Raw genomic sequence first — 20,599 nt, 5'->3', positions numbered from 1 at the left:
ATTTCTTCTCTTCATAACAAAAGAATGTAGTTACATTACGTATTTTCATTTTTAACTATTTCCTTCTAAAATTTTGAAATTTTATTATAAAAACTTTGTCTTAAATTTAGCTTAATAAAAAATTGAAAGAAATAAGATTCCTCTTATCTCTTTCAATTTTTTATTACATATACCTTTTTACTCGGCAATTCCAAACAATTTAGCTGACCACCGTACACAGCCCCGCCATCAATTCCAATAATACGATTACTACCAAAATACACTCCGCACTCCTCACTACCATGAAGCGTTTTTGTTTCCGTATGCCCAAATACAACAACCTTTTCACCGCTATATCCATTATGAAATTCATTACGGATCCACATTAACGTATATGGTTCAGATTCAGAAACTCGTTTCATCGGTTCAACCCCAGCATGTACAAATATATACTCTTCTGTTTCAATGTAATGATCTAATTCTTGAATAAACTTTATATGTTCCTCTAATACACGAGAGTGTAAAATCGGTTTTTGGAAGTCTTTCTCATTAACCGCAATATCTTCTTCTACAAATCCATAGCTATATAATGTCTTATCTCCACCATTTCTTTTTACCCAATGGTTCCATGAATGTTCCTCATTTGTCGTTAACGCCTTAATCATCATATCTTCATGATTTCCCTTTAAAATGAGTGCTCCCTCTTCTTTCAATTCTCTTACCTTTTCAATTACAGCACGCGCATTTGGACCACGATCTACATAATCTCCCAGTAAGATTAATTGATCCTGTTTCGCATCATATTGAGCTTCTTCCAATAACTGTTCAAACTTTTTTATCTCTCCATGAATATCACTAATAACAAGAATTCTTTTCATATTATCCCCCCCTCTTTCTAATTATAGTTCAAAACGACAGAAAGTTCAGAATTGAAATCCCGAATCATATTTATCTCGCATTAATGGGCCGTAAGACCCCCGCTGATTAAAGTTTCACTTTATTACAAACTAAACTATTATCCTTACAACAATGTAAGTCTCTTGTCATCCAATTCGATAGTTGTAATTACTGTATCTCCTTATACTGAAAGTAAGAAATGAAACAAAAAACAAGGAGAGATGAGAGATGAAAAAAGTAATGGAAGTTGTAGTAGCGGTAGTAGAGGTTTTCGTAAATGGTAAACAAGTCGCAATGGAGTTAAATAAATAATGAAAAGGACAACATTCACTCTAGACCCTTTACTCATATAAAAGAGATAAGACTTCATCATTTCTTTGATCCCTTATCTCCCTATAAAGAAAGCCGTATCCCTTTTAAGGATACGGCTTTCTCTTATTTTTGACTTGTACGAGCTGAAATGCTAATTGCTCTATCTGTTGCTTTGGCAGCTTCATCTAACGCTTCTTTACTATTCTTCCCGTCATACATCGCTTCTAATGCTTTTACAACTGCATCTCGTGATTCTGGGAATACACTAATTAAAGCCCCTTGTGTTGCTGGAGATTGCTTCGTTGCTTGCAGTTGATCTACTGTTACTTTCAACTGTGGGTATTTTTCATATTGCTCTTTTACTAATGGCTCATTATATGCATCTGGATTAATTGAGAAATAGCCTGTTGCAGTATGCCATTTTGCTTGTACGTCTGGCTTCGTTAAATATTTCATAAAGTCCCAAGCACCTTGTTGCGTTTCTTCTGAAACCATATTCGTCATCCATAATGATGCTCCACCAATAACAACACCATTTTGTTTCGAATCCTCTGGATATGGAATATATGAAACACCTACATTAAACTTAGATGCATCAATTAAATCACGAACACCAGCTGAAGAATCTAAATACATAGCAACTTGTCCAGACTGGAACGCGGCACGAATATCATCCCAACTTGCTCCATACTTTCCAAGGGCACCAGCTTTATTTAAATCATCTAACATTCCAAATACTTTCTGTCCTTCTTTACCATTAAATACCGCCTTTTTTGCAGCATCCTTACGACCGTTTTCGTTATCTACATATAAAGCACCTTGTGTCGCTAACAATTCTTCAAAGAACCAACCGTAGTTAAGCATGGAGAATCCATATTGTTTTACATTTCCGCCTTCTTTAATCGTTAACTTTTTCGCTGCTTCTTGTAATTCAGCATATGTTTTTGGAGCTTTCTCTGGATCTAAGCCCGCCTTTGCGAAAGCATCTTTATTATAAATTAATACTGGTGTAGATGAATTAAATGGCATAGAATACATTTTTCCATCAACTGAATAATAATTTGTAATTGCTTTTTCTAATTTTGACGTATCGTACTTATCTTTTTTTATCCAGCTATCAATTGGTGTGATTTTTTTACTATCAATCATATATTTCGTTGTAATTTCACTCGATTGAACAAGAGCTGGCGCTTCTTTCGTTGCAGACATCGTTCTAAATTTCGTTAAAGACTCTTCATATGTTCCTTGGAACTCTGCCTTTATCTCGTATTTATTTTGTGACTTATTATAGTCTGCAACAAGACCATCTAGTACTCCTTGTGTTTTTCCACCCATCGCATGCCAGAAGCGAATTACAGTTTTATCACCATTTTTTTCAACTGGTGCTACTTTTGCCTGTGCTTCAGGTTTTCCTTCTGTTTTACTATTTGAACAAGCGGCACTAGATAATGCCATTGTTGCTGCCATTAATAGAGCAGCACCTTTTTTAACTAGACTCATTTAAATCTCACCTTCTCTTAGTTATTTAATTGCACCTTTTGTTAATCCTTGTTGTAATTGCTTTTGCCCTAAAAATAGTAAAATCAATGTTGGAATAACGATAACCGTAACACCGGCCATTACGCTTCCCCAATCAGTTGCAACTTCTTGAGACTGAAGCTGCTTCACACCGATTTGCACTGTTCTTACTTTTTCATCAGTGGTCACTAAAAGTGGCCATAAATACATATTCCATGTTGTTAAAAAGCTATATACTCCAAGCGTAATAAAACTCGTTTTACAATACGGAATTACAACGCTGAATAAAAATCTTATATTTCCAATCCCTTCAATACAAGCAGCTTCTTTCAGTTCATTCGGAAGTGTCATAAAATGTTGACGTAACAAGAAAATACCGAAAGCTGTTGCAAAAAACGGCACTGTCATCCCGGCGAAACTATTGATCCAACCAAAGTTTTGAATCGTTAAAAAGTTAGGCACCATCGTTGCTTCCCACGGAATCAGCATCGTTGAAATAAACAGGAAGAAAATTAAGTTTCTCCCTTTAAACTGAAGAAAAACAAAAGCATAAGCTGCTAAACTTGATACGATAAGTTGTCCAATCATAACGACTGTCGATACAATTAAACTGTTATATAAGTATGTAAAAAGTGGTACTTTTTGAAAAATATTAATGAAATTATCAAAAGTAAACTGGGTCGGAAATAACCTTCTCATTTGAATATCGTCTGGTGTCATAAAGCTTATTAAAAATGCATACAGTACAGGAAAAAATACCATTACTGCACTAATAATGAGCAGCATGTATAATAGGAAATTTTGTTTCCACTGTTTAACAATCATTTATAATGCACCTTTCTCTCAGCAAACTTAAATTGAAGTAATGTAGCAAGGAAAATGAAAACAAATAATACCATTGCTTGTGCACTTGCTGTTCCAAATTGATGATTCACAAACGCCTCTTTGTAAATCGAGTACACAATCAAATTCGTTGCATCATTTGGTCCACCGTGCGTTAAAATATCAATTTGCCCAAAGCTTTGGAACGCACTAATTAATGTTACTGTTACAATAAAGAATAAAGTTGGTGATAGCATCGGTAATGTAACACGGCGAAGTTTATATAAATAACTAGCACCATCTATAGATGCACTCTCATATAACGACGTATCGATATTTTGTAAACCACCTAATATAACTAAAAATGCAAAACCTGTATTCACCCAAACTGTTGTAACTGATACAGAGAATAGTGCCCAGTCCGGACTCGTTAACCATGCGATTGCAGGAAGGTTCATAGAGGCTAATATATTATTAAATAATCCTACACTTGGATGAAATAAAAATAGCCAAATCACTGCACTAGCAGCTACTGATATTCCCATCGTCGAAGAAAACAGAACTCGGAATAACCCAATACCTCTTACTTTTCCATTTGCAATCAATGCAAGAAACAAAGCAAATATAATACTCGTAGGCACTGTATATAAAACAAATAATAAAGTTGATTTTATACTTTTGTAGAAGGCTGGATCAGAGAATAAGTATTGATAATTTTCTAAGCCAACGAAAAGATTAGCTTCCCCATGTATATCGGTTAAATAAAAGCTATAGTAAATTGTCCTAAACAATGGATAGAACAAAAAAATCGAAAATAACAAAATAGATGGCGCCAAAAACAATAATCCTATTCTTAAATCTTTCGTTCTCCCCCATAATTTTTTCTTTTTTGACACCTTTGTTTGAACTGGTAACTTACTTACTTCGATCATTATTTCGCCACCACTTTCAACTCTTCTTCAGCTACCACTTTTAAGCGTTCATTCGTGTTTTCATTAAAGAAGCATAACTTTTCTTGCGAGAATAATAATTTTACTTTGTCACCTTTGTTCAAGAGTAACTGTCCGATGACTTTCGCACTCCAAGTTGTTCCATTTACCGCAAAGTTCAATATAGATTCATTCCCTAATACTTCTACAGATTGCAACGTCACTTCTTGTCCCTCCTCAGACAGTGCAATATGCTCAGGGCGCATGCCTATGCGAATTGTTCCTTCTGGTAATTGCTTTAACTGTCTAATAGATAATGGAATTTGCAATTGCCCTATATGTAATACACCTTTTTCTTTATTTACTTCCCCATCATTTATATTCATAGAAGGAGAACCTATAAAGCTTGCAACAAATTCGTTTGCTGGTTCGTTATATATGTCAAGTGGTGTTCCAACTTGCTGTATACTTCCTTTATTTAAAACCATGATACGATCTCCCATAGTCATCGCTTCTATTTGATCGTGGGTAACGTAAATCATCGTAATTCCTAATCGCTGCTGAATTTCTCTAATTTCAATTCTCATTTGCGCACGTAATTTCGCATCCAAATTCGAAAGTGGTTCATCCATTAAACAGATTGGTGCTTGACTCACAATTGCCCTGGCAAGTGCAACACGCTGTCTTTGTCCGCCTGATAATTGGCCTGGTTTCATTTTCACATACTCTTTCAGTCCTACCATTTCAATAGCTTCCATTAATCGCTTTTGTCGCTCTTCTTTTTGTACTTTTCTTACCTTAAGTCCAAATAAAATATTTTCTTCTACAGATAAGTGTGGATATAATGCATAATTTTGAAATACCATTGATAGATTACGGTCTTTCGGCTCTAGATCATTTGCAACACGTTCATTAATAATTAAATCTCCTGAAGAAATCTCTTCTAAGCCAGCGATCATTCGTAATAATGTGCTTTTCCCGCATCCCGAAGGTCCAACTAAAACAAAAAATTCACCCTTCTTAATATGAACCGATACGCCTTTAACCGCTGTCTCTTCTGCATTTTTATATACCTTTGAAACATTTTTCAATTCAATCACAAGGTTGCACTCCTTTTTTCTTCTTGTATCCATACTTCATAATGACTTGTTGAAATCGCACTTGCTCCTGCATGAATTGCAATTTCCGCATCTTCTCGCGTTTGAATCAGCCCACCTGCAATAATAGGAAACTCTATTTCCTCTACTAGCTGTTTAATTATAGAAGGCATAATCCCCGGCATAATCTCTACTGCATTTGGTTTAGTCGTTTTACAATTTTCAATTGATTTAGTAAGGGATAAAGTATCTACAATAAAAATACGTTGAATTGTTTTCAATCCAATTTTATTAGCATTTCGAATTGTTGAACCCTTTGTTGAAATAATACCTTGTGCCCCGATAACATCTTGAATATACAAAAGCGCTTCCTCTGTATTCGTATTTAAGCCTTGTATAAAATCACAATGAAGAAATACATCATGTCCATGTTTCTGCAATTCATATACACGCTCTGGTAATTCCAGCATTGAACCAGTCATAAGAAAAACTATTTTCGGCAATTTTTTGTATGCTTTGTATCCTTTCCAATCCTTTATCATCGCAATATAAGGTTCTTTAAACATTTTTTCCACCTAACTGTTCTATTTTTATCCAAACTAAAAACACCTACTTACATAGAACGCCTTTCTCCTTATTTGAACTCTAGGGAATAGAGCACACCTAAGAAAGTGGCACATTATATGTAAGTGGGTGTTCTCAAATGTTCTCTACCCTATTTATTTTGTTACCTTTACTATATTACGCATTTATTAAGTCAGTTTTGATAGATTGTTAATTAGGTGTTAACCGAATGTTAATATTCACCATATCACCATTTACATTAATCTATATATTTGAATACAAACGAATAGAACGAAACAATACTTAAAATTCAATCAATATGTAAATTCATTCCATAGTTAATAAGTTTTAGTTTGCTTGCCACTGCTTGCGAAGCAAAGTTATCCCAAGCAGTACTATAAAGTGGAATGCGCTTTTCCTCTTGTATTGATAAGGCCCAGGCTGTAACAACATCAGTACCATATCCATTCCCTTGAAATTCCGCTAAAGTTTCCACACTTGCCTCAGCAGCTACGGGCGTACTTCTGGCACTGCAACAAACAGAAACTACCTTTTCATTTTTTACAATTGCCAAATAAGGTTGCCTCCTTATTTACTCCATTTACCATCCATTCATAATCTATTTTTCATATTCAAAATAAAAATCCCATTCAAATACACATTACTGAATCCATCATACTAACTGATTTCTTCATTCTGTCTATCTAAATGGGATTATTTTCCGTTTTTTACTCTACTGGTTGTTGTGGCTGTACTACTTCATTCGCTCCAGCTACCCTCAACATATTTACAATATCTTTAAAACCTCTTTTTTCAGCGTATTGCAGTGGCGTCAGATGTTCCTTGTTAGCCATGTTTACATCTGCACCGTGATCAATAAGCAATTGAATTACTTTCTTATGGTTTTCACTACCATTTCCTAATACAATTGCTTCTAATAACGCTGTTCCACCACGTTCATTTTTATAATTCACATCAATATCTGTATGCTCTAATAATTCTTTAACAACCTCTACATGGCCACGCTCAGATGCAGAAATAAGTGCTGTCCCACCTGACCTAGTCGTTTCTTTCGTATTAACTCCTGCATTAATTAATACTTTTACAATATCCGTATATCCTTCTCTACTTGCATAAAGAAGTGGATTACTTTTTTTCACATCTTTAATTTCAATATTAGCACCTGCACCAATTAATGCTTTAACTGTCTCTACATGATTTTGGTACGTCGCTGCAAGGACAGGCGTTTCTCCGTTGTCACCTTCTACGTTTATATTCGCTCCATCCTGAATCAACTTCATAGCTGTCTCTGTGTCTCCAAGGGTAGCTGAAAGTAACAACTGTTTGTCCATTAAATTTATACTTTTCTCTTCTTTAGATTCTTCCTGTTCTTTATGCTTCTCTTTTTTCTTTTCATTTTTCACATGAACCGGTTTCGATTCTGGTTCTTCTTGCTTATCGCAAGCCACTACCGTCATTAAAAGTCCTAATAAAATACATAATAAAATTTTTTGTTTTCTCACAACTACAGCTCCTATGAAAGATAATGTTTTCTTAACCATTCCTCCATCACATACAATAACTCTTCTTGAGTACATTTATCCATAAGCCCTTTAGATTCCTTCTTTAATCGGATTATCTTAAGCTTATACTATGTTTCTCAACCTATTGAAATGATACGCCTGATGGCCCCATCATTAACATTATGAAGCAATTAGTTTAGCACGTTTTTACCGCATTTGTATACATTTCTAAAAAGTACATAAATGATTGCTTTAGGTTACTATATTCCATTGTAACCGTTCTGCTAAAAATTTTACACCTTTTCTATATTTGCACCTGAGTAATAATAGCAAAAGACAACTACATAGTTGTCTTTTTCTATTAATGATGTCCACCATGATTTCCTGCTTTCGGTTTCCCCATCATCTCTTTATTCATTTCCCATTTATGCTCTGCTAGCTCTTTATACGAAAGAACTTTCCCCTTATAGTTAGATACAAAGCTCTCTGCATCTTTTTTATTTTTAAATGAAATGACATTATAAGCCATCGGTGTCGTTATTGTTTTATCATATACGTAAGTAGCGTCTTCTAACGAAATCCAATCTTTCGAATCATAATCTCGGACAAATTTCTCTTTCGTCTTTTCATCTGAGTTGATCTCCATCCATTTATACATACAACCGATATCATCAAACTTTAACGCTTTTCCATTTTCTAAAATAATTTCTGTTGCAAATTGATTATCTGTTACCCCAATTTGGCAAATATCACATTTATCATGTTTCTCATCAATGGCAACAGCTGCTGTTTCCTTTTTCCCACACCCGACTACTGTAAATACGAAACATAAACATATAGCAAGTACGACATATTTTACTTTCATCAATATTCCTCCCTAGAAACCGTATACTCCACGAAAAGAATACCAAAAGGTTGTGTGAGATTTGTGAAAAAACAATGTGCTTTTTGTAATATAGGAAACAAAAAAAGATGTGTAGTTATTTCTACACATCTCTCATCACTCACAACCTGTAATTAATAAATCATCTTCTAACTTAACTAATAATGTATCCTCACTAATTTCCTGTCCAACTTCTACATTTACCAATCTTATATTTCCACTAATCCCGACTGCAATTTTTTTAAGCTCACCGTCATTTTTTCGGATCATCAGTAATTTCTCCCATTCATATACGTAAGAAGATTCATTAATAAAAATCTCCTCTACTTTTCCTTCATAAGAGCTATAAATCTCTTCAATTCTCGTTTTCATATAACATCTACTCCCTATTTCACACTTCACTATTTTCATCTTATTCTACCATTCTTACGAGGAGCAGCTTACTTTTTAAAAATTCAAATTAACTACCGTGAACAAAATGAACAAAATAAAAATTATGCTTCTAATGATGTTATTTTTCAAATTATTTACCATTTGAATAGATGCTTTTATTATAAATAAAAAACCTTTTCTGAATTTTTATTCTATTTTGAAAGCGCAATCATTCTTTTGAGGAGGAAATTACATGTTAGCACTACTTGGATTTGCGATGGTATTTGTCTTTATGTTTTTAATTATGACGAAACGTATGTCAGCGCTAGTAGCATTAATATTAATTCCGAGTGTTTTTGCATTAATTGGCGGATTCTATGCCAATATGGGGCCTATGATGTTAGAGGGAATTCAAAAATTAGCACCTACTGGTATTATGCTTATGTTCGCTATTTTATATTTTGGGATTATGATTGATAGCGGTTTATTCGATCCTGTCATTAGTAAGATTTTAAAATTTGTAAAAGGAGATCCTTTAAAAATCGTTGTCGGAACGGCTATATTGACTATTATCGTTTCTCTAGATGGTGACGGTACAACAACATACATGATTACAGTTTCCGCAATGTATCCACTATATAAGCGCCTTGGAATGAACCCCCTCATATTAGCTGGAGTTGTTATGTTAGGGGCGGGGGTAACAAATCTTACACCTTGGGGTGGACCCACAGCTCGTGTTATGAGCGCACTTGGACTTGAGGCTTCTGAATTATTTACACCTCTTATTCCAGGAATGATTGCTGGTGCAATTTGGGTTGTTTTCGTTGCTTACTATCTTGGAAAAAAAGAAAGAAAACGTTTAGGAATTATGGATGTACAGTATTTAAAACAAATGCAAACAATGGATGAGCAAGCTGCAACTGTCGAAGCCGCAGTGCATAAACGTCCTAAACTTCTATGGATTAACTTTTTATTAACCGCTACATTACTTGTCTGTCTCATACTAGAAGTTATGCCGTTACCTGTTTTATTTACAGTCGCTTTTGCTATTGCTGTTATGATTAACTATCCAAACTTAGAGCAACAGAAAGAACGTATTGCTTCTCATGCAGGGAATGTATTAGCAGTTGTTTCTCTCGTATTTGCTGCCGGTATTTTCACTGGTATTTTATCTGGAACAAAAATGGTAGATGCCATGGCTAACAGTGTAGTAACTCTTATACCAGATGCACTTGGACCACAATTGCCAATTATTACAGCTCTTCTTAGTATGCCATTCACATTTTTCATGTCCAATGATGCATTTTACTTTGGGGTATTACCTATTTTAACTAAGGCTGCTGCTACTTACGGAATTAGTGCAGCTGAAATGGGACGTGCTTCCTTACTTGGGCAACCCGTTCACTTATTAAGTCCTCTTGTCGCTTCCACTTATTTATTGGTCGGAATGGCCAAAGTTGATTTCGGTGAACATCAACGCTTCACTTTATTGTGGGCCGTTGGAACAACAATAGTTATGTTAATTACTGGAATTGTAATTGGGATTATTCCAATATAAGACGCAAAAAAACAGTAGAAGAAATAAAATCCTCTACTGTTTTTTATTATAAAGAAGCAAGAAAATACCGTCTCTCCGGTCTCCCCACACTCCCATATATTAGCTCTGCATGAACTTTCTTCCCAGATATTAAATACTCTAAATAACGCCTTGCAGTTGATCGACTTACGCCTACCATTGAACTTAGCACCTCTGCTGTAATCCCTTCTTCATTAACTGTTAACATATGCTTTTTTATTTTTGCTAAAGTTAAAGGGTCTATCCCTTTCGGGGCATATTCCATTTCATTTCCCTTCACGCCTCTTTGAGACCATAAATATTCAATTTGTTCCGTAGATAATTGATTGTTTTTCTTTAACTGCATAATCTTTTTTTGATAACTTTCCAAACTTGCCTTAAATCGGTCAAACATTAGTGGCTTTACGATATAATCTGTTACTCCGCCCCGCAGAGCATGCCTCACTACATCTGTTTCCGATGCTGCTGTAATCATAATAATATCTGTATCGTGCAAATGATTCCTAATATATGTGACAAGTTCCGTTCCTTGCATATCAGGTAAGTACACATCTAATAAAACAAGCTGTGGCTTCACAAGCTCTAGCCATTCTTTCGCTTGTTCTCCAGTCGTTGCCGTTCCAATTACTTTAAATCCCTCAATTTTTTCAGTAAAACGACGATGAATGTCCGCAATCCGAATATCATCTTCTACAATTAATACTTCAATCTCCTCACCCATTACTATTCGCCTCTCTCTTTCGGTAGTGCAATAATAAATAACGCACCACCTAAATCCCCTTTTTCGATTGCAATACTTCCATTTAAATCTTCTACTAACTCTTTCACTTTTGCTAATCCATATCCTCGCTCTCCTCCTTCTTTCGTCGAAAAGCCTTTATAGAATATGCTAGTAATTATTTCATCATGAATCCCTTGCCCTGAATCTTCCACTTCAATTAATATTTCTTCTCCAATATCAGTTACAAACATCCTTACTCTCTTATCATTCTCTTCATTTTTTTCAATTGCTTCAAATGCATTCGTAATTAAATTTCCTAAAATAGAAACGACATAATTACTCTCAATATGTGGACTTAATTTGTCTAAACCACTTTCTCTATCTAGCATAAAATCAATCTTCAACTCTCGTGCTCTATTATAAAATCCAATTAAAATTCCACCTAGCCATGGATTTTGAATCCGCTTCATAATAAATTGAACAAAATCTTGATATACCGCTGTTTCCTTATGAATAAGCTCTAAAGCATCTTCGTATGATTCTAATTGGATAAGACCTGAAAGTGTATACAATAAATTGTTATATTCGTGCGCTTGCGCTCGTAATGCCTCTGTATATTGCTTCGTCTGAGATAATTCTGCTGTTAACTGATCCATTTCAGATTTCAAACGTAAGCTCGATACAACGCCAGTTACTTTATTCTTTACTTTAATAGGTAGACGGTTCGCAATAACAGCCTGTCCTTTTATATTTAATTGGCGATCAAACTGTTCTTCACCAGTTTGAAGTACATCTAGTATCGTTGAATTAGGAATTACATTTAAAATAAATTCCCCAATAATATTTTGTTGTTTATCTAGCGAAAGAATATCATAAGCTGCTTGATTGACTAAACTAATCATGCCATTTTTATCGATTACAATAATCCCTTCACGTACAGATTGAATCACTGTACTATGCTCTTCATATAAAGATGAAATTTCTTCTGGTTCCATACCGAACATCATTCTTTTTATACTTGCCGCTAAATATATAGAGCCGATTACTCCAATTAATAGCCCTATTATTGTAATCCAAAATACACGCTTTCCATACACCTCTACCGCTCCATGAATATCATCCATTGAAAATCCAACAGACACCACACCAATGATTTCATTTTCCTGATTACGGATTGGAACTTTTCCGCGTAATGAAGGGCCTAATGATCCAGTTGCTTTCGAAACATATGATTTTCCTTCTAATAAAACGCCTTTGTTATCTCCACCAATCATCGCTTCTCCTATTTTATCTCGCTCAGGATGTGCATATCGAATCCCCTCTTTATTTCCAACTACAATGAAGTCAGCCTCTGTATCCATTCGAATTCTTTCTGCAATCGGCTGAATAATAGAAGCTGGGTTTTCTTTTTGAAAAGCTTCCTTTATTTCAGGTATAGCAGCAACTGTTTTCGCAACATGCAAAGCCCTTTTGCCAATTTGCTCTTCTACCGTTTCAGATAATATGTAATAAAATAAATAACTCGTTAGCATAAGTACAACTAAAATAAGTGTACTAATAGTTAATGTAATTCTCGGTTGGAGTTTTAATTTTTTTAATTTCAAAACCATTCCCCTAACATGATTAAAGATAGAATTTAAAGAATATACAGTCTCTTTAATTATACTTAATCATAACACGGTTACTCTATATTTCTTTCTTTTTCTCTTCATAAAAAAAGAAACGAAGTAAAATTACTACCTCGTTTCTTAACATTCGTTATTACACTTTAAACTTACTAATCATCTCTTGTAATTCTTCTGCCATTTGTGATAAATGGACTGCTGCTGCATTTATTTCATCTACTGAAGCTAATTGTTCCTCAGAGGAACCAGCAATATTTTGAACGCTTGCTGCATTTTCTTCAATTGTAGCTGCAATTTCATTAATAGATGCACTTACTTGTTTTGCATCTACCGTCATTTGTTTTGCTACATCTACCATGTTATCAATTTGTACAACTGTATCATCCGTAGATTTCAATATTTCAGCAAAGCTTTGCTTCGTTTCATTTGCAACTACAAGTCCTGATTGTACTTCTACTCCAACTTGATTCATAGAGCTTACTGTTTCTTTTATATCAAATTGAATCTCTTTCACTAGTTTCCCAATTTCCGTAGAAGACTGTCCTGATTGTTCTGCTAGCTTTCGCACTTCATCTGCTACAATTGCAAATCCTCTTCCTTGCTCTCCAGCTCTCGCAGCCTCAATTGCCGCATTTAACGCTAATAAATTTGTCTGTTCAGCAATATGTTGAATCACTTCAAGGATTGCTCCAATTTGTTTCGACTTATCGTCTAACAAACCAATGATTTTGTCTGACTGCGAAACAGACTCATGAATTAATTGCATTTGATTCACAGTTTGTTCAACTAACTTCCCACCATTTTCAGCTTTTTTCTTCGTATACATAGAGGCTGTAGATACTAATGAAGAACTATCTGCAACACGCTGAATTCCTTCTGTAACTTCTTCTAACAATGTTGCTCCTTCTTCAACTTCTTTCGTTTGTATTTCTGCACCACTTGATACTTGCTCTATCGCCTGTGTAATTTGTTCCGTTGCTTCGCTTGTCTGCTTCATACTAGCTGTTAATTCTTCTGAAGATGCCGCTACATGACTTGCTGAAGTGTTTATATTGGAAATGACACTTTGTAACGATGCAGCCATCTCGTTAAAACTTTCTCCTAGCTGCCCAATTTCATCTTTAGAATGAACTGTAATTGACTCTGTTAAATCGCCTTCACTAATCTTTTTCGATGATATAACAAGTTGTTTTAACGGACTAATAATAGAAGCAATTATGAAGTAAATTAAAATCCCACCAATTACTAATGAAATACCAATAACAGTTATTGTTTTATAGAAAATAGGGTTAGCTGCTTCGATAATTTCTTTTGAAGGCATAATTCCTGCTATTTTCCATCCAGTTTTCTTATTCGTTTTAAAAGTGATATTGCGATCTTCACCATCTAATGAATAATAAAAATCTCCAGCTTCCTGTTTATACAATTCTTTACTAAGTTTCTCTTCTAATTTCTCTCCTGGCTTCATTTTCGGGTGCGCTACTACATTTTTATCTTGATCAAATATCGCTACATATCCTTCCTTACCGATATTAACCATCTTGGAAGTAGTAACAATATTATTAATGATTAAGTCAATCCCAAGAACTCCACTTTTATCCTCGTTTTGTTTTGCTAGTGTAATAACAATATTCCCTGTCGTTTTTGACTTATATGGAGCAGTTACAATTACCTCTCCACTTTTCTTCACGGCCTCTTTATACCAATCTCTTTCTGTAGGATTATATCCATCTGGCATCTGAATAGCTGGTGATTGAATGAACTGTCCATTACTAGATCCTGTATAGATTGCTTCCATTTCTGGATGCAGTTTATTGTATTCTTCTAGTTTATTTTGTATGTTTTGAATTTGATCTGCTTGGTAACTTGATTGTGTGAATAATTTCGTAAAATAAGTTGCATCTACTTTTTTACTATCCAATTCTTTATTAATTACATTATCCAAAATTTTTATATTATCTTTCGCCGAGTTTAAAATCGTTTCATTAAAATTCGTCTTCGCCTGTTGATAAGACGTCCAACCAATTACAATACTTGGAAGAATTAAAATGATAACAAATGACACAAGTAACTTTGCTTTTAGACTACTACTCCTTAATTTCCCTTGAAACATATTTCTACCCCTCCATACCGTTTTAAATGTAATTATCTCACATTTAATTTATTTATATAAATTACACGATTAATTGTATTAACTCTTTGTCTCTTTTTCTATTAAAGAGTTAATACATACCTTTTTCATTCTATATAAATTAAATAATTAAAACAATATATAAAAATGTATATTATTCGAAATATTATAATTCACAGAAGAACCTCCAGTATTTCACTTACTAGAGGTTCTTTCCACCTTACTATTCTTTATCTTTTTCTACTTCTTTTTTCTCATCTTCTACTACAGATACAACAGGTTTATCACTTGATAATTGTTGTACCGCTCCTTTTCCAGCAAATCCTTCTAATAGCTCTTTTAAGTCAATTCCAGAAGAAGCTTTTAACGTTTCTTGCATCGTTGCCATTAAATCAGTTGCATAACCCGCAACTTTTCCGGCGCCGCTATTTTTACCACCGCCGCCTGTATCAACAACTGTAATTTTATCAATGTTACTAAGCGGACTTGCAACTTCCTTCGCATAACTTGGAAGCATTTTAAGAACCATATCCATAATTGCCGCTTGGCCATATAACTCAAATGCCTCTGCAATTTTTTGCTTCGCTTCTGCTTCTGCTAAACCTTTTAATCTAATAACATCTGCTTCCGCCGTACCTTGTGCTTTTTGTACTTCCGCTTTCGCTTGACCTTGCGCTTTTTCGATTTCCGCCTTCGCTAAACCTTCTACACGTACTTCTTCCGCACGAGCTCTCGCTTCAGCTTCAATCTTATATTGATCCGCATCTGCCTTTTTAATTTGTTTTACTTTTTCTGCTTCCGCTGATTGCTCAACAGCATAGCGATCTGCATCTGCTTTTTTCTTAACTTCTGCATCATATTGCTTTTCACGACGCGCAATCTCTTTTTCTTCTAACTCGATTTGCTTTTCACGCTCAATGATTTTAACGCGCATTTGCTCTTCTGTAACACCTTGTTGTGCTTTCGCTTGTTGTAATTCGTAAGAAAGATCCGCGTCTGCTCGAGCTTGTTCTTGCTCTCTCTTATAAGATTGTACTTTTAATTCTTTATGTTTTTCAGCTTCAGCGATTTGAGCATCACGTTGATATTCAGCTTCTTTTGCTTCTTTCTCAGCACGAGCTTTTTCAATACGAGCTTCTTTTTCACGCTCTGCATTCGCAATTGTTGCATCACGCTTCACTGTCGCAATTTGCGGCTGACCAAGTGCATCTAAGTAACCATTCTTATCCATAATTTCTTTAATTGTAAAGGAAACGATGCGAAGACCCATTTTCTTTAAATCAGTAGAAGCTACTTCATGTACTTTTTGAGCAAATTGCTCTCTATTACTATACGCATCTTCTACTGTCATAGAAGATAAAATCGCACGTAAATGACCTTCTAAAACTTCTTTTGCTTCTACTTTTAACTCTTCTGTTTCTTTTCCTAAATATTGCTCAGCTGCTGTAGATACTTCTTCAATCGTAGAACCTACTTTAATAATAGAAACACCATTTACTGTAACTGGAACACCTTGCTTCGTATACGTATCACGTGTACCCACTTCTAACTTATAGTTTAATAGGCTTAAAGGCTCTGCTCGTTGCATAATTGGAACTACGAATGTACCGCCACCGCGAATAATCTTAATCTTCTTTCCATCATCAGTGGTAACAACATTTTTTCCGCCTCCAAGCCAGTTCCCTGTAACAATTAACGCTTCATCTGGTCCAACCGTACGATACTTCGTAATGAATACTAGAATGAGTAGAATTAAAATTGCGAGTAAAACTCCACCGATAATTAATGGAATCGTCATGTAAATTCCCCCTTATAATTTTGGTTTTTTTAAAGAATAAGCGATGTTTTGTACAAGTAAAACACCATCTTGGACTCCCTCGATAATAACTTCAGTTCCTTGTGAAATATCTTTTTTCCCAATTGTTTTAGCTGGAATTGCATTACTTCCAAATTGAGAGGAGATTAGTACTTCTCCAAATCCTTCTGTAGGAATTGTTGTAATGACTTCCCCCTTGCAACCTATGAACTCATCCATACGTTGCACAGTATTTTGTTCTGCTTCTGCAATCGGCTTTAAAATTAGTATTTTCATTATGAATACACCAATAAAGGATATAGCACATGCAGCCCCGAAAATAAGAATGCTATTAAAGGAAAATAAATATTCTCCTATATAACTAAGCCCACATAACATGGCGAAAAAACTAAGTAATAAAGTAACAACGGATACAGATCCGCCCCCAAAACTAAATATCGATTCAAATATATCTCCAAAAAAGATATAAATTACAGTGAGTATAGTAGCAATAATAAATCCGTATAAATAAATTGTTTCAAGTGGATAACCAAACAAAACCATTTCTTATCCCCCTATCTTAAACAATCCCTTTTTTGTTATGTGTATGCCCCACCTCTTTCAAAGATTATAGTTCTTAATTTTCAGTTATTTATCTTTTAAAGAAAAACCTGTAAGACAGGCCTCTAAAAAAGAACAGGAGAAACCTATTGTGACAGGCTCCTCCTAGAAAATAACCGATATATTATATATCTATATAATATACTATTTTCCACAAAAAGTAAAGTTAAACATACATTGGAAAGACACTTATTTTACTGATAATTTGTACGTTCCATCACCATTATCATATTTATATACATACAAGTAATACTTGCCTGGTTTTGCATTAAATTTCGCTTCTATATGATTCCCATTGGCTTGACCGTAAGCTGCATAATTTTGCATATCTGATTCATGGTGAAGTACCCATGTCATTCCAATTCCATACTCATTTAAAACAGAAATGTCGATATCTCTCGCTGATGCTACATTAAATGTATAAACATCAGTGTGGTCCCCGCCAATAAGACTACCTTTTATCGTACTATTTAGCCCGATACGATTTGCTTCTTCTAGACGATTATTTGGTTCTGATTCTGTTAAACTTCCATCTTTAATCGTAACAGTTGTTTCGCTTCTGCTCTCTTTGCCTTTATCATCTTTTACTCTTAACGATACTTTATAAGAACCTTCTCTTTCATATACATGTACTGGATTCACTTCTGTACTTGTGCTTCCATCTCCAAATTCCCATAAATAAGAAACAATTTTTCCATCTTCATCGTTTGAGCCATCACTTTTAAATTGAATTCCCTCTTTTACAAGACCGCTATAAGGGCCATTTATATTAACCGTTGGAGCTTTATTTTCTCCATCATCTTTTGCGATTCCATGGAAGACTACATCATATTCAAATTCATTTGAGCTATTCACACGATAATTGACGAAGTATGCTGTAACAGTTTTGTAGCCACTCCATTCTTTTTGCGCCAATTGTTCTAAAGATTCATTTACTCTTTTACTCATTGCTTTCCAATCTTCTGATTCACCTTTTGTGACACTACCTGTATACGTACCTTCTAATGTAAATGTATTAAAGAATTGAGAATTATGTTTTGTCATTTTTGTATCTTTCATAGGCAACGTATCACTAATTTCTTTTTTCACTTCAGTTAACGATTTTGGTGCATGTTCAGCTAAATAATCATCTGCTACTTCCGGTACATTATATTTATCTTGATTATCAATTAACTGCTGCATATACTCTTGATACTCTTTATTTAACTTAGGATCTTTACTTAGATTTTCACGATATGCATCATAATTTTTCACGTCATTCGCACGAATCAAATCTTGAATTTTATCAAATGTTTCAAACTGATGCGTATATAAGTAAGACTGCAATGCGAACGAGTAATTATAGAAGTCCCAAGAACCGTATTTAGCAAATAGTGTACGCTCTGCTGTATAACGGCTTGCAGGATCAGATGATAATCCGCTAATTATACTCTTTCTTGGTACAACGTTATTCGTACGAGTAGATCCTGCGAAAAACTCTGCATTTCCTTCTTGGAACCAAGTTAGCCTTTCATTTTGATACATATCTCCTCTTCCAAATAAACCAGGAACTTCATATCTCCCTTGCAGGTAATGAGTAAATTCATGACGGAATAACTCTTCTAAACTATAAATACTTTGCTCTGGTGTACGCTCATATGTAAAGAATGTACCTGTCTCTTCAATATAAATTCCACCGTTGTTTGTTTCATATCCATACAATTGTCTATTTAATTGATATTCATCTGGACTATTATAAATTACGATCGTTAATACATCATCCGCATTTCCTGGCTCTAACGCTTTGTCATTTCCAATTACACGGTGGTACTGTGCCTTTACTTCCTTCGCAGCCCAATATAGTCTCTTAATTTTTTCTTCTGATACTTTATCTCCTGTTTTGAACACAATTGATCCATCGTCGAATGTATACGTTTTTGGTAAGTATTGCTCTTTTCCTTCTTTACGTATTTTCTCTAAATCTACTGTATTCCCGCTATAATCTTTACCATTATAATTTGTTGTAATTTGTTCTACCGCAACAAAATACGGTTCACTTAAGCGCGGGTACATATGCATTGCTTGTGTAACAACCTCTAATCCTTTATTTGGATTGCTATGAAACTTCCCTAAACGGCTAGCAAAATAAATGCCATTATTAACGAGCCATTTATTTTCTGGCGTTACTTCATTTAGAAGAGCAATACGATTTATTTCATTAATAAACCCATCTACTTTTCCATACCACATCGTTTCATTCGCTTCTTTACGAGCCTCAGTTAAGTACGACTGTATATCATAGTCAATACCTTGCATAATATCGTATATTGCTTGTCCCTTCATTCGATCATTTACATAAGTAGTATAATTATCATTGTATTGCTTTAAAATATTCGATGCATATTGAACCGTTTCAACATCGCTTGAAGCATTACTAATTAATTTACCGTATGCAGATACGACTGTATCTTGTTCAACTGTACCAAGCTTAAAGTTTGGATTGTTTGCGATTGCTTTTAAAGCAGGTAAACATTTATCCTGGAAGCTTCTTTCATTTAAGTCGCTTAATTCACTATTATAAAATGCAAGATAAAAAGCTGAACGCAGCACTTCAGTAAACGTTTGAATTCCTTTTGAATCATCTTTCGTAAATGTACTACCTCTATGAGCTAATTCATCTATAATGACTTGCATTTTTCCTTTATCTTTATAAAAAGCCTTTGCATCTTCATTAAACTGGAATAAGTCTGTAATTTGGTGCCACTTAATACTGCCTAACGTTTCAACTAATTCTTGATCATTCATTTTGTTTAAATCAGCCATTGAATAGCTTTCTTTAACTTGCTTCACTGCAGTTTTCTTCGTAATAGATGCTGGTCGCTGTGAAAAATCTCCTACTTTTAAACGTTCTTGAAATGATAAAGTTTCATCAACTTTTGAAATATGTCCAACTTCATCTACCGACTTTTCAATTCCAACCGGTTTCGTTTTCAACACGTTATACGGTACTTTTTCTTCCGCTGCTGCATGAGTTTGAAGTGCGCCTAACGATAAAGCCATTGTACTAATGCTAAGCATCACTTTATTGATCTTTGATTTCTTGTTCATATCCTTGCCCCCTATTTTAATATTCCATTCAAGAATTTAACATAAAATCTGGATGTAACAATATAAAATGCAATATTTCATATTATTTCTTCCTATAATTTGTACATATCGTGAACACATTGCTCTTTACCTCCCTAAAACAAATTG

16 protein-coding genes and 2 pseudogenes are annotated in these 20,599 nt (G+C 34.6%); 1 reads left to right on the top strand and 17 read right to left on the bottom strand.

The genetic code is table 11. The features are described from left to right. Positions 1–152: 152 nt before the first annotated feature. The 10 genes and pseudogenes from DN407_RS02955 to DN407_RS02910 form a co-directional block, all read right to left on the bottom strand. On the bottom strand, positions 153–857 hold the full coding sequence (locus DN407_RS02955; RefSeq protein ID WP_000821994.1) for a metallophosphoesterase family protein: 705 nt from the start codon (positions 855–857) through the stop codon (positions 153–155). Between the two features lie 454 nt (positions 858–1,311). Beyond that, a complete protein-coding gene (locus DN407_RS02950) occupies positions 1,312–2,688 on the bottom strand; it encodes an ABC transporter substrate-binding protein (protein WP_000060579.1) in 1,377 nt (458 codons plus the stop codon). Between the two features lie 21 nt (positions 2,689–2,709). Continuing rightward, positions 2,710–3,531 carry a carbohydrate ABC transporter permease gene (locus DN407_RS02945; RefSeq protein ID WP_149215991.1) on the bottom strand — a complete coding sequence of 274 codons (822 nt, stop codon included), beginning with the start codon at positions 3,529–3,531 and terminating at the stop codon, positions 2,710–2,712. Beyond that, on the bottom strand, positions 3,528–4,460 hold the full coding sequence (locus DN407_RS02940) for a carbohydrate ABC transporter permease (protein WP_000573803.1): 933 nt from the start codon (positions 4,458–4,460) through the stop codon (positions 3,528–3,530). The genes DN407_RS02945 and DN407_RS02940 overlap by 4 nt, the downstream gene beginning before the upstream one ends. After that, a complete protein-coding gene (locus DN407_RS02935) occupies positions 4,460–5,557 on the bottom strand; it encodes an ABC transporter ATP-binding protein (RefSeq protein ID WP_000571387.1) in 1,098 nt (365 codons plus the stop codon). The genes DN407_RS02940 and DN407_RS02935 overlap by 1 nt, the downstream gene beginning before the upstream one ends. Next, the gene (locus DN407_RS02930; protein WP_149215990.1) at positions 5,554–6,120 is read right to left on the bottom strand and encodes a glycerol-3-phosphate responsive antiterminator; all 567 of its coding nucleotides are present in this window, start codon (positions 6,118–6,120) and stop codon (positions 5,554–5,556) included. The genes DN407_RS02935 and DN407_RS02930 overlap by 4 nt, the downstream gene beginning before the upstream one ends. A 308-nt stretch (positions 6,121–6,428) precedes the next feature. Next, a pseudogene (locus tag DN407_RS02925) lies at positions 6,429–6,704 on the bottom strand (GNAT family N-acetyltransferase); the annotation flags it as partial. A gap of 142 nt (positions 6,705–6,846) precedes the next feature. After that, a complete protein-coding gene (locus DN407_RS02920) occupies positions 6,847–7,716 on the bottom strand; it encodes an ankyrin repeat domain-containing protein (protein WP_149215989.1) in 870 nt (289 codons plus the stop codon). Positions 7,717–8,002: 286 nt separating this feature from the next. Further along, on the bottom strand, positions 8,003–8,506 hold the full coding sequence (locus DN407_RS02915) for a nitrous oxide reductase accessory protein NosL (RefSeq protein WP_000865665.1): 504 nt from the start codon (positions 8,504–8,506) through the stop codon (positions 8,003–8,005). 135 nt (positions 8,507–8,641) lie between these two features. Next, positions 8,642–8,896, bottom strand: a complete 255-nt coding sequence (locus DN407_RS02910) for a hypothetical protein (RefSeq protein WP_000857377.1) — start codon at positions 8,894–8,896, stop codon at positions 8,642–8,644. 253 nt (positions 8,897–9,149) lie between these two features. Between DN407_RS02910 and DN407_RS02905 the strand changes: the two genes are divergently transcribed. Further along, positions 9,150–10,454, top strand: coding sequence for a CitMHS family transporter (locus DN407_RS02905; RefSeq protein ID WP_065223326.1), 1,305 nt, complete (start codon positions 9,150–9,152; stop codon positions 10,452–10,454). 46 nt (positions 10,455–10,500) lie between these two features. Here DN407_RS02905 and DN407_RS02900 read toward each other — a convergent pair whose 3' ends face one another. The 7 genes and pseudogenes from DN407_RS02900 to colA form a co-directional block, all read right to left on the bottom strand. After that, a complete protein-coding gene (locus DN407_RS02900) occupies positions 10,501–11,193 on the bottom strand; it encodes a response regulator (RefSeq protein WP_149215988.1) in 693 nt (230 codons plus the stop codon). A 2-nt stretch (positions 11,194–11,195) separates the two neighbouring features. Continuing rightward, positions 11,196–12,803: an ATP-binding protein gene (locus tag DN407_RS02895; RefSeq protein WP_002060713.1), complete on the bottom strand. Its 1,608-nt coding sequence runs from the start codon at positions 12,801–12,803 to the stop codon at positions 11,196–11,198. Between the two features lie 151 nt (positions 12,804–12,954). Then, the gene (locus DN407_RS32875) at positions 12,955–13,815 is read right to left on the bottom strand and encodes a methyl-accepting chemotaxis protein (RefSeq protein ID WP_370941341.1); all 861 of its coding nucleotides are present in this window, start codon (positions 13,813–13,815) and stop codon (positions 12,955–12,957) included. Positions 13,816–13,896: 81 nt separating this feature from the next. Next, positions 13,897–14,931 (bottom strand): annotated as a pseudogene (locus DN407_RS32870) (HAMP domain-containing protein); the annotation flags it as partial. A 241-nt stretch (positions 14,932–15,172) separates the two neighbouring features. After that, entirely contained in the window at positions 15,173–16,747 is a 1,575-nt protein-coding gene (locus DN407_RS02885) for a flotillin lipid rafts scaffold protein FloT (RefSeq protein WP_000155019.1), read from the bottom strand. 12 nt (positions 16,748–16,759) lie between these two features. Continuing rightward, positions 16,760–17,308, bottom strand: a complete 549-nt coding sequence (locus tag DN407_RS02880) for an NfeD family protein (RefSeq protein ID WP_000242438.1) — start codon at positions 17,306–17,308, stop codon at positions 16,760–16,762. A gap of 246 nt (positions 17,309–17,554) precedes the next feature. Next, a complete protein-coding gene (gene colA / locus DN407_RS02875; protein ID WP_149215986.1) occupies positions 17,555–20,452 on the bottom strand; it encodes a collagenase ColA in 2,898 nt (965 codons plus the stop codon). Between the last annotated feature and the right edge of the window lie 147 nt (positions 20,453–20,599).

Source organism: Bacillus sp. JAS24-2, assembly GCF_008274905.1.
Classification (GTDB): domain Bacteria; phylum Bacillota; class Bacilli; order Bacillales; family Bacillaceae_G; genus Bacillus_A; species Bacillus_A cereus.
Note: the sequence above shows the minus strand (reverse complement) of the source record. Positions and strands in the feature narration are given on the sequence as shown.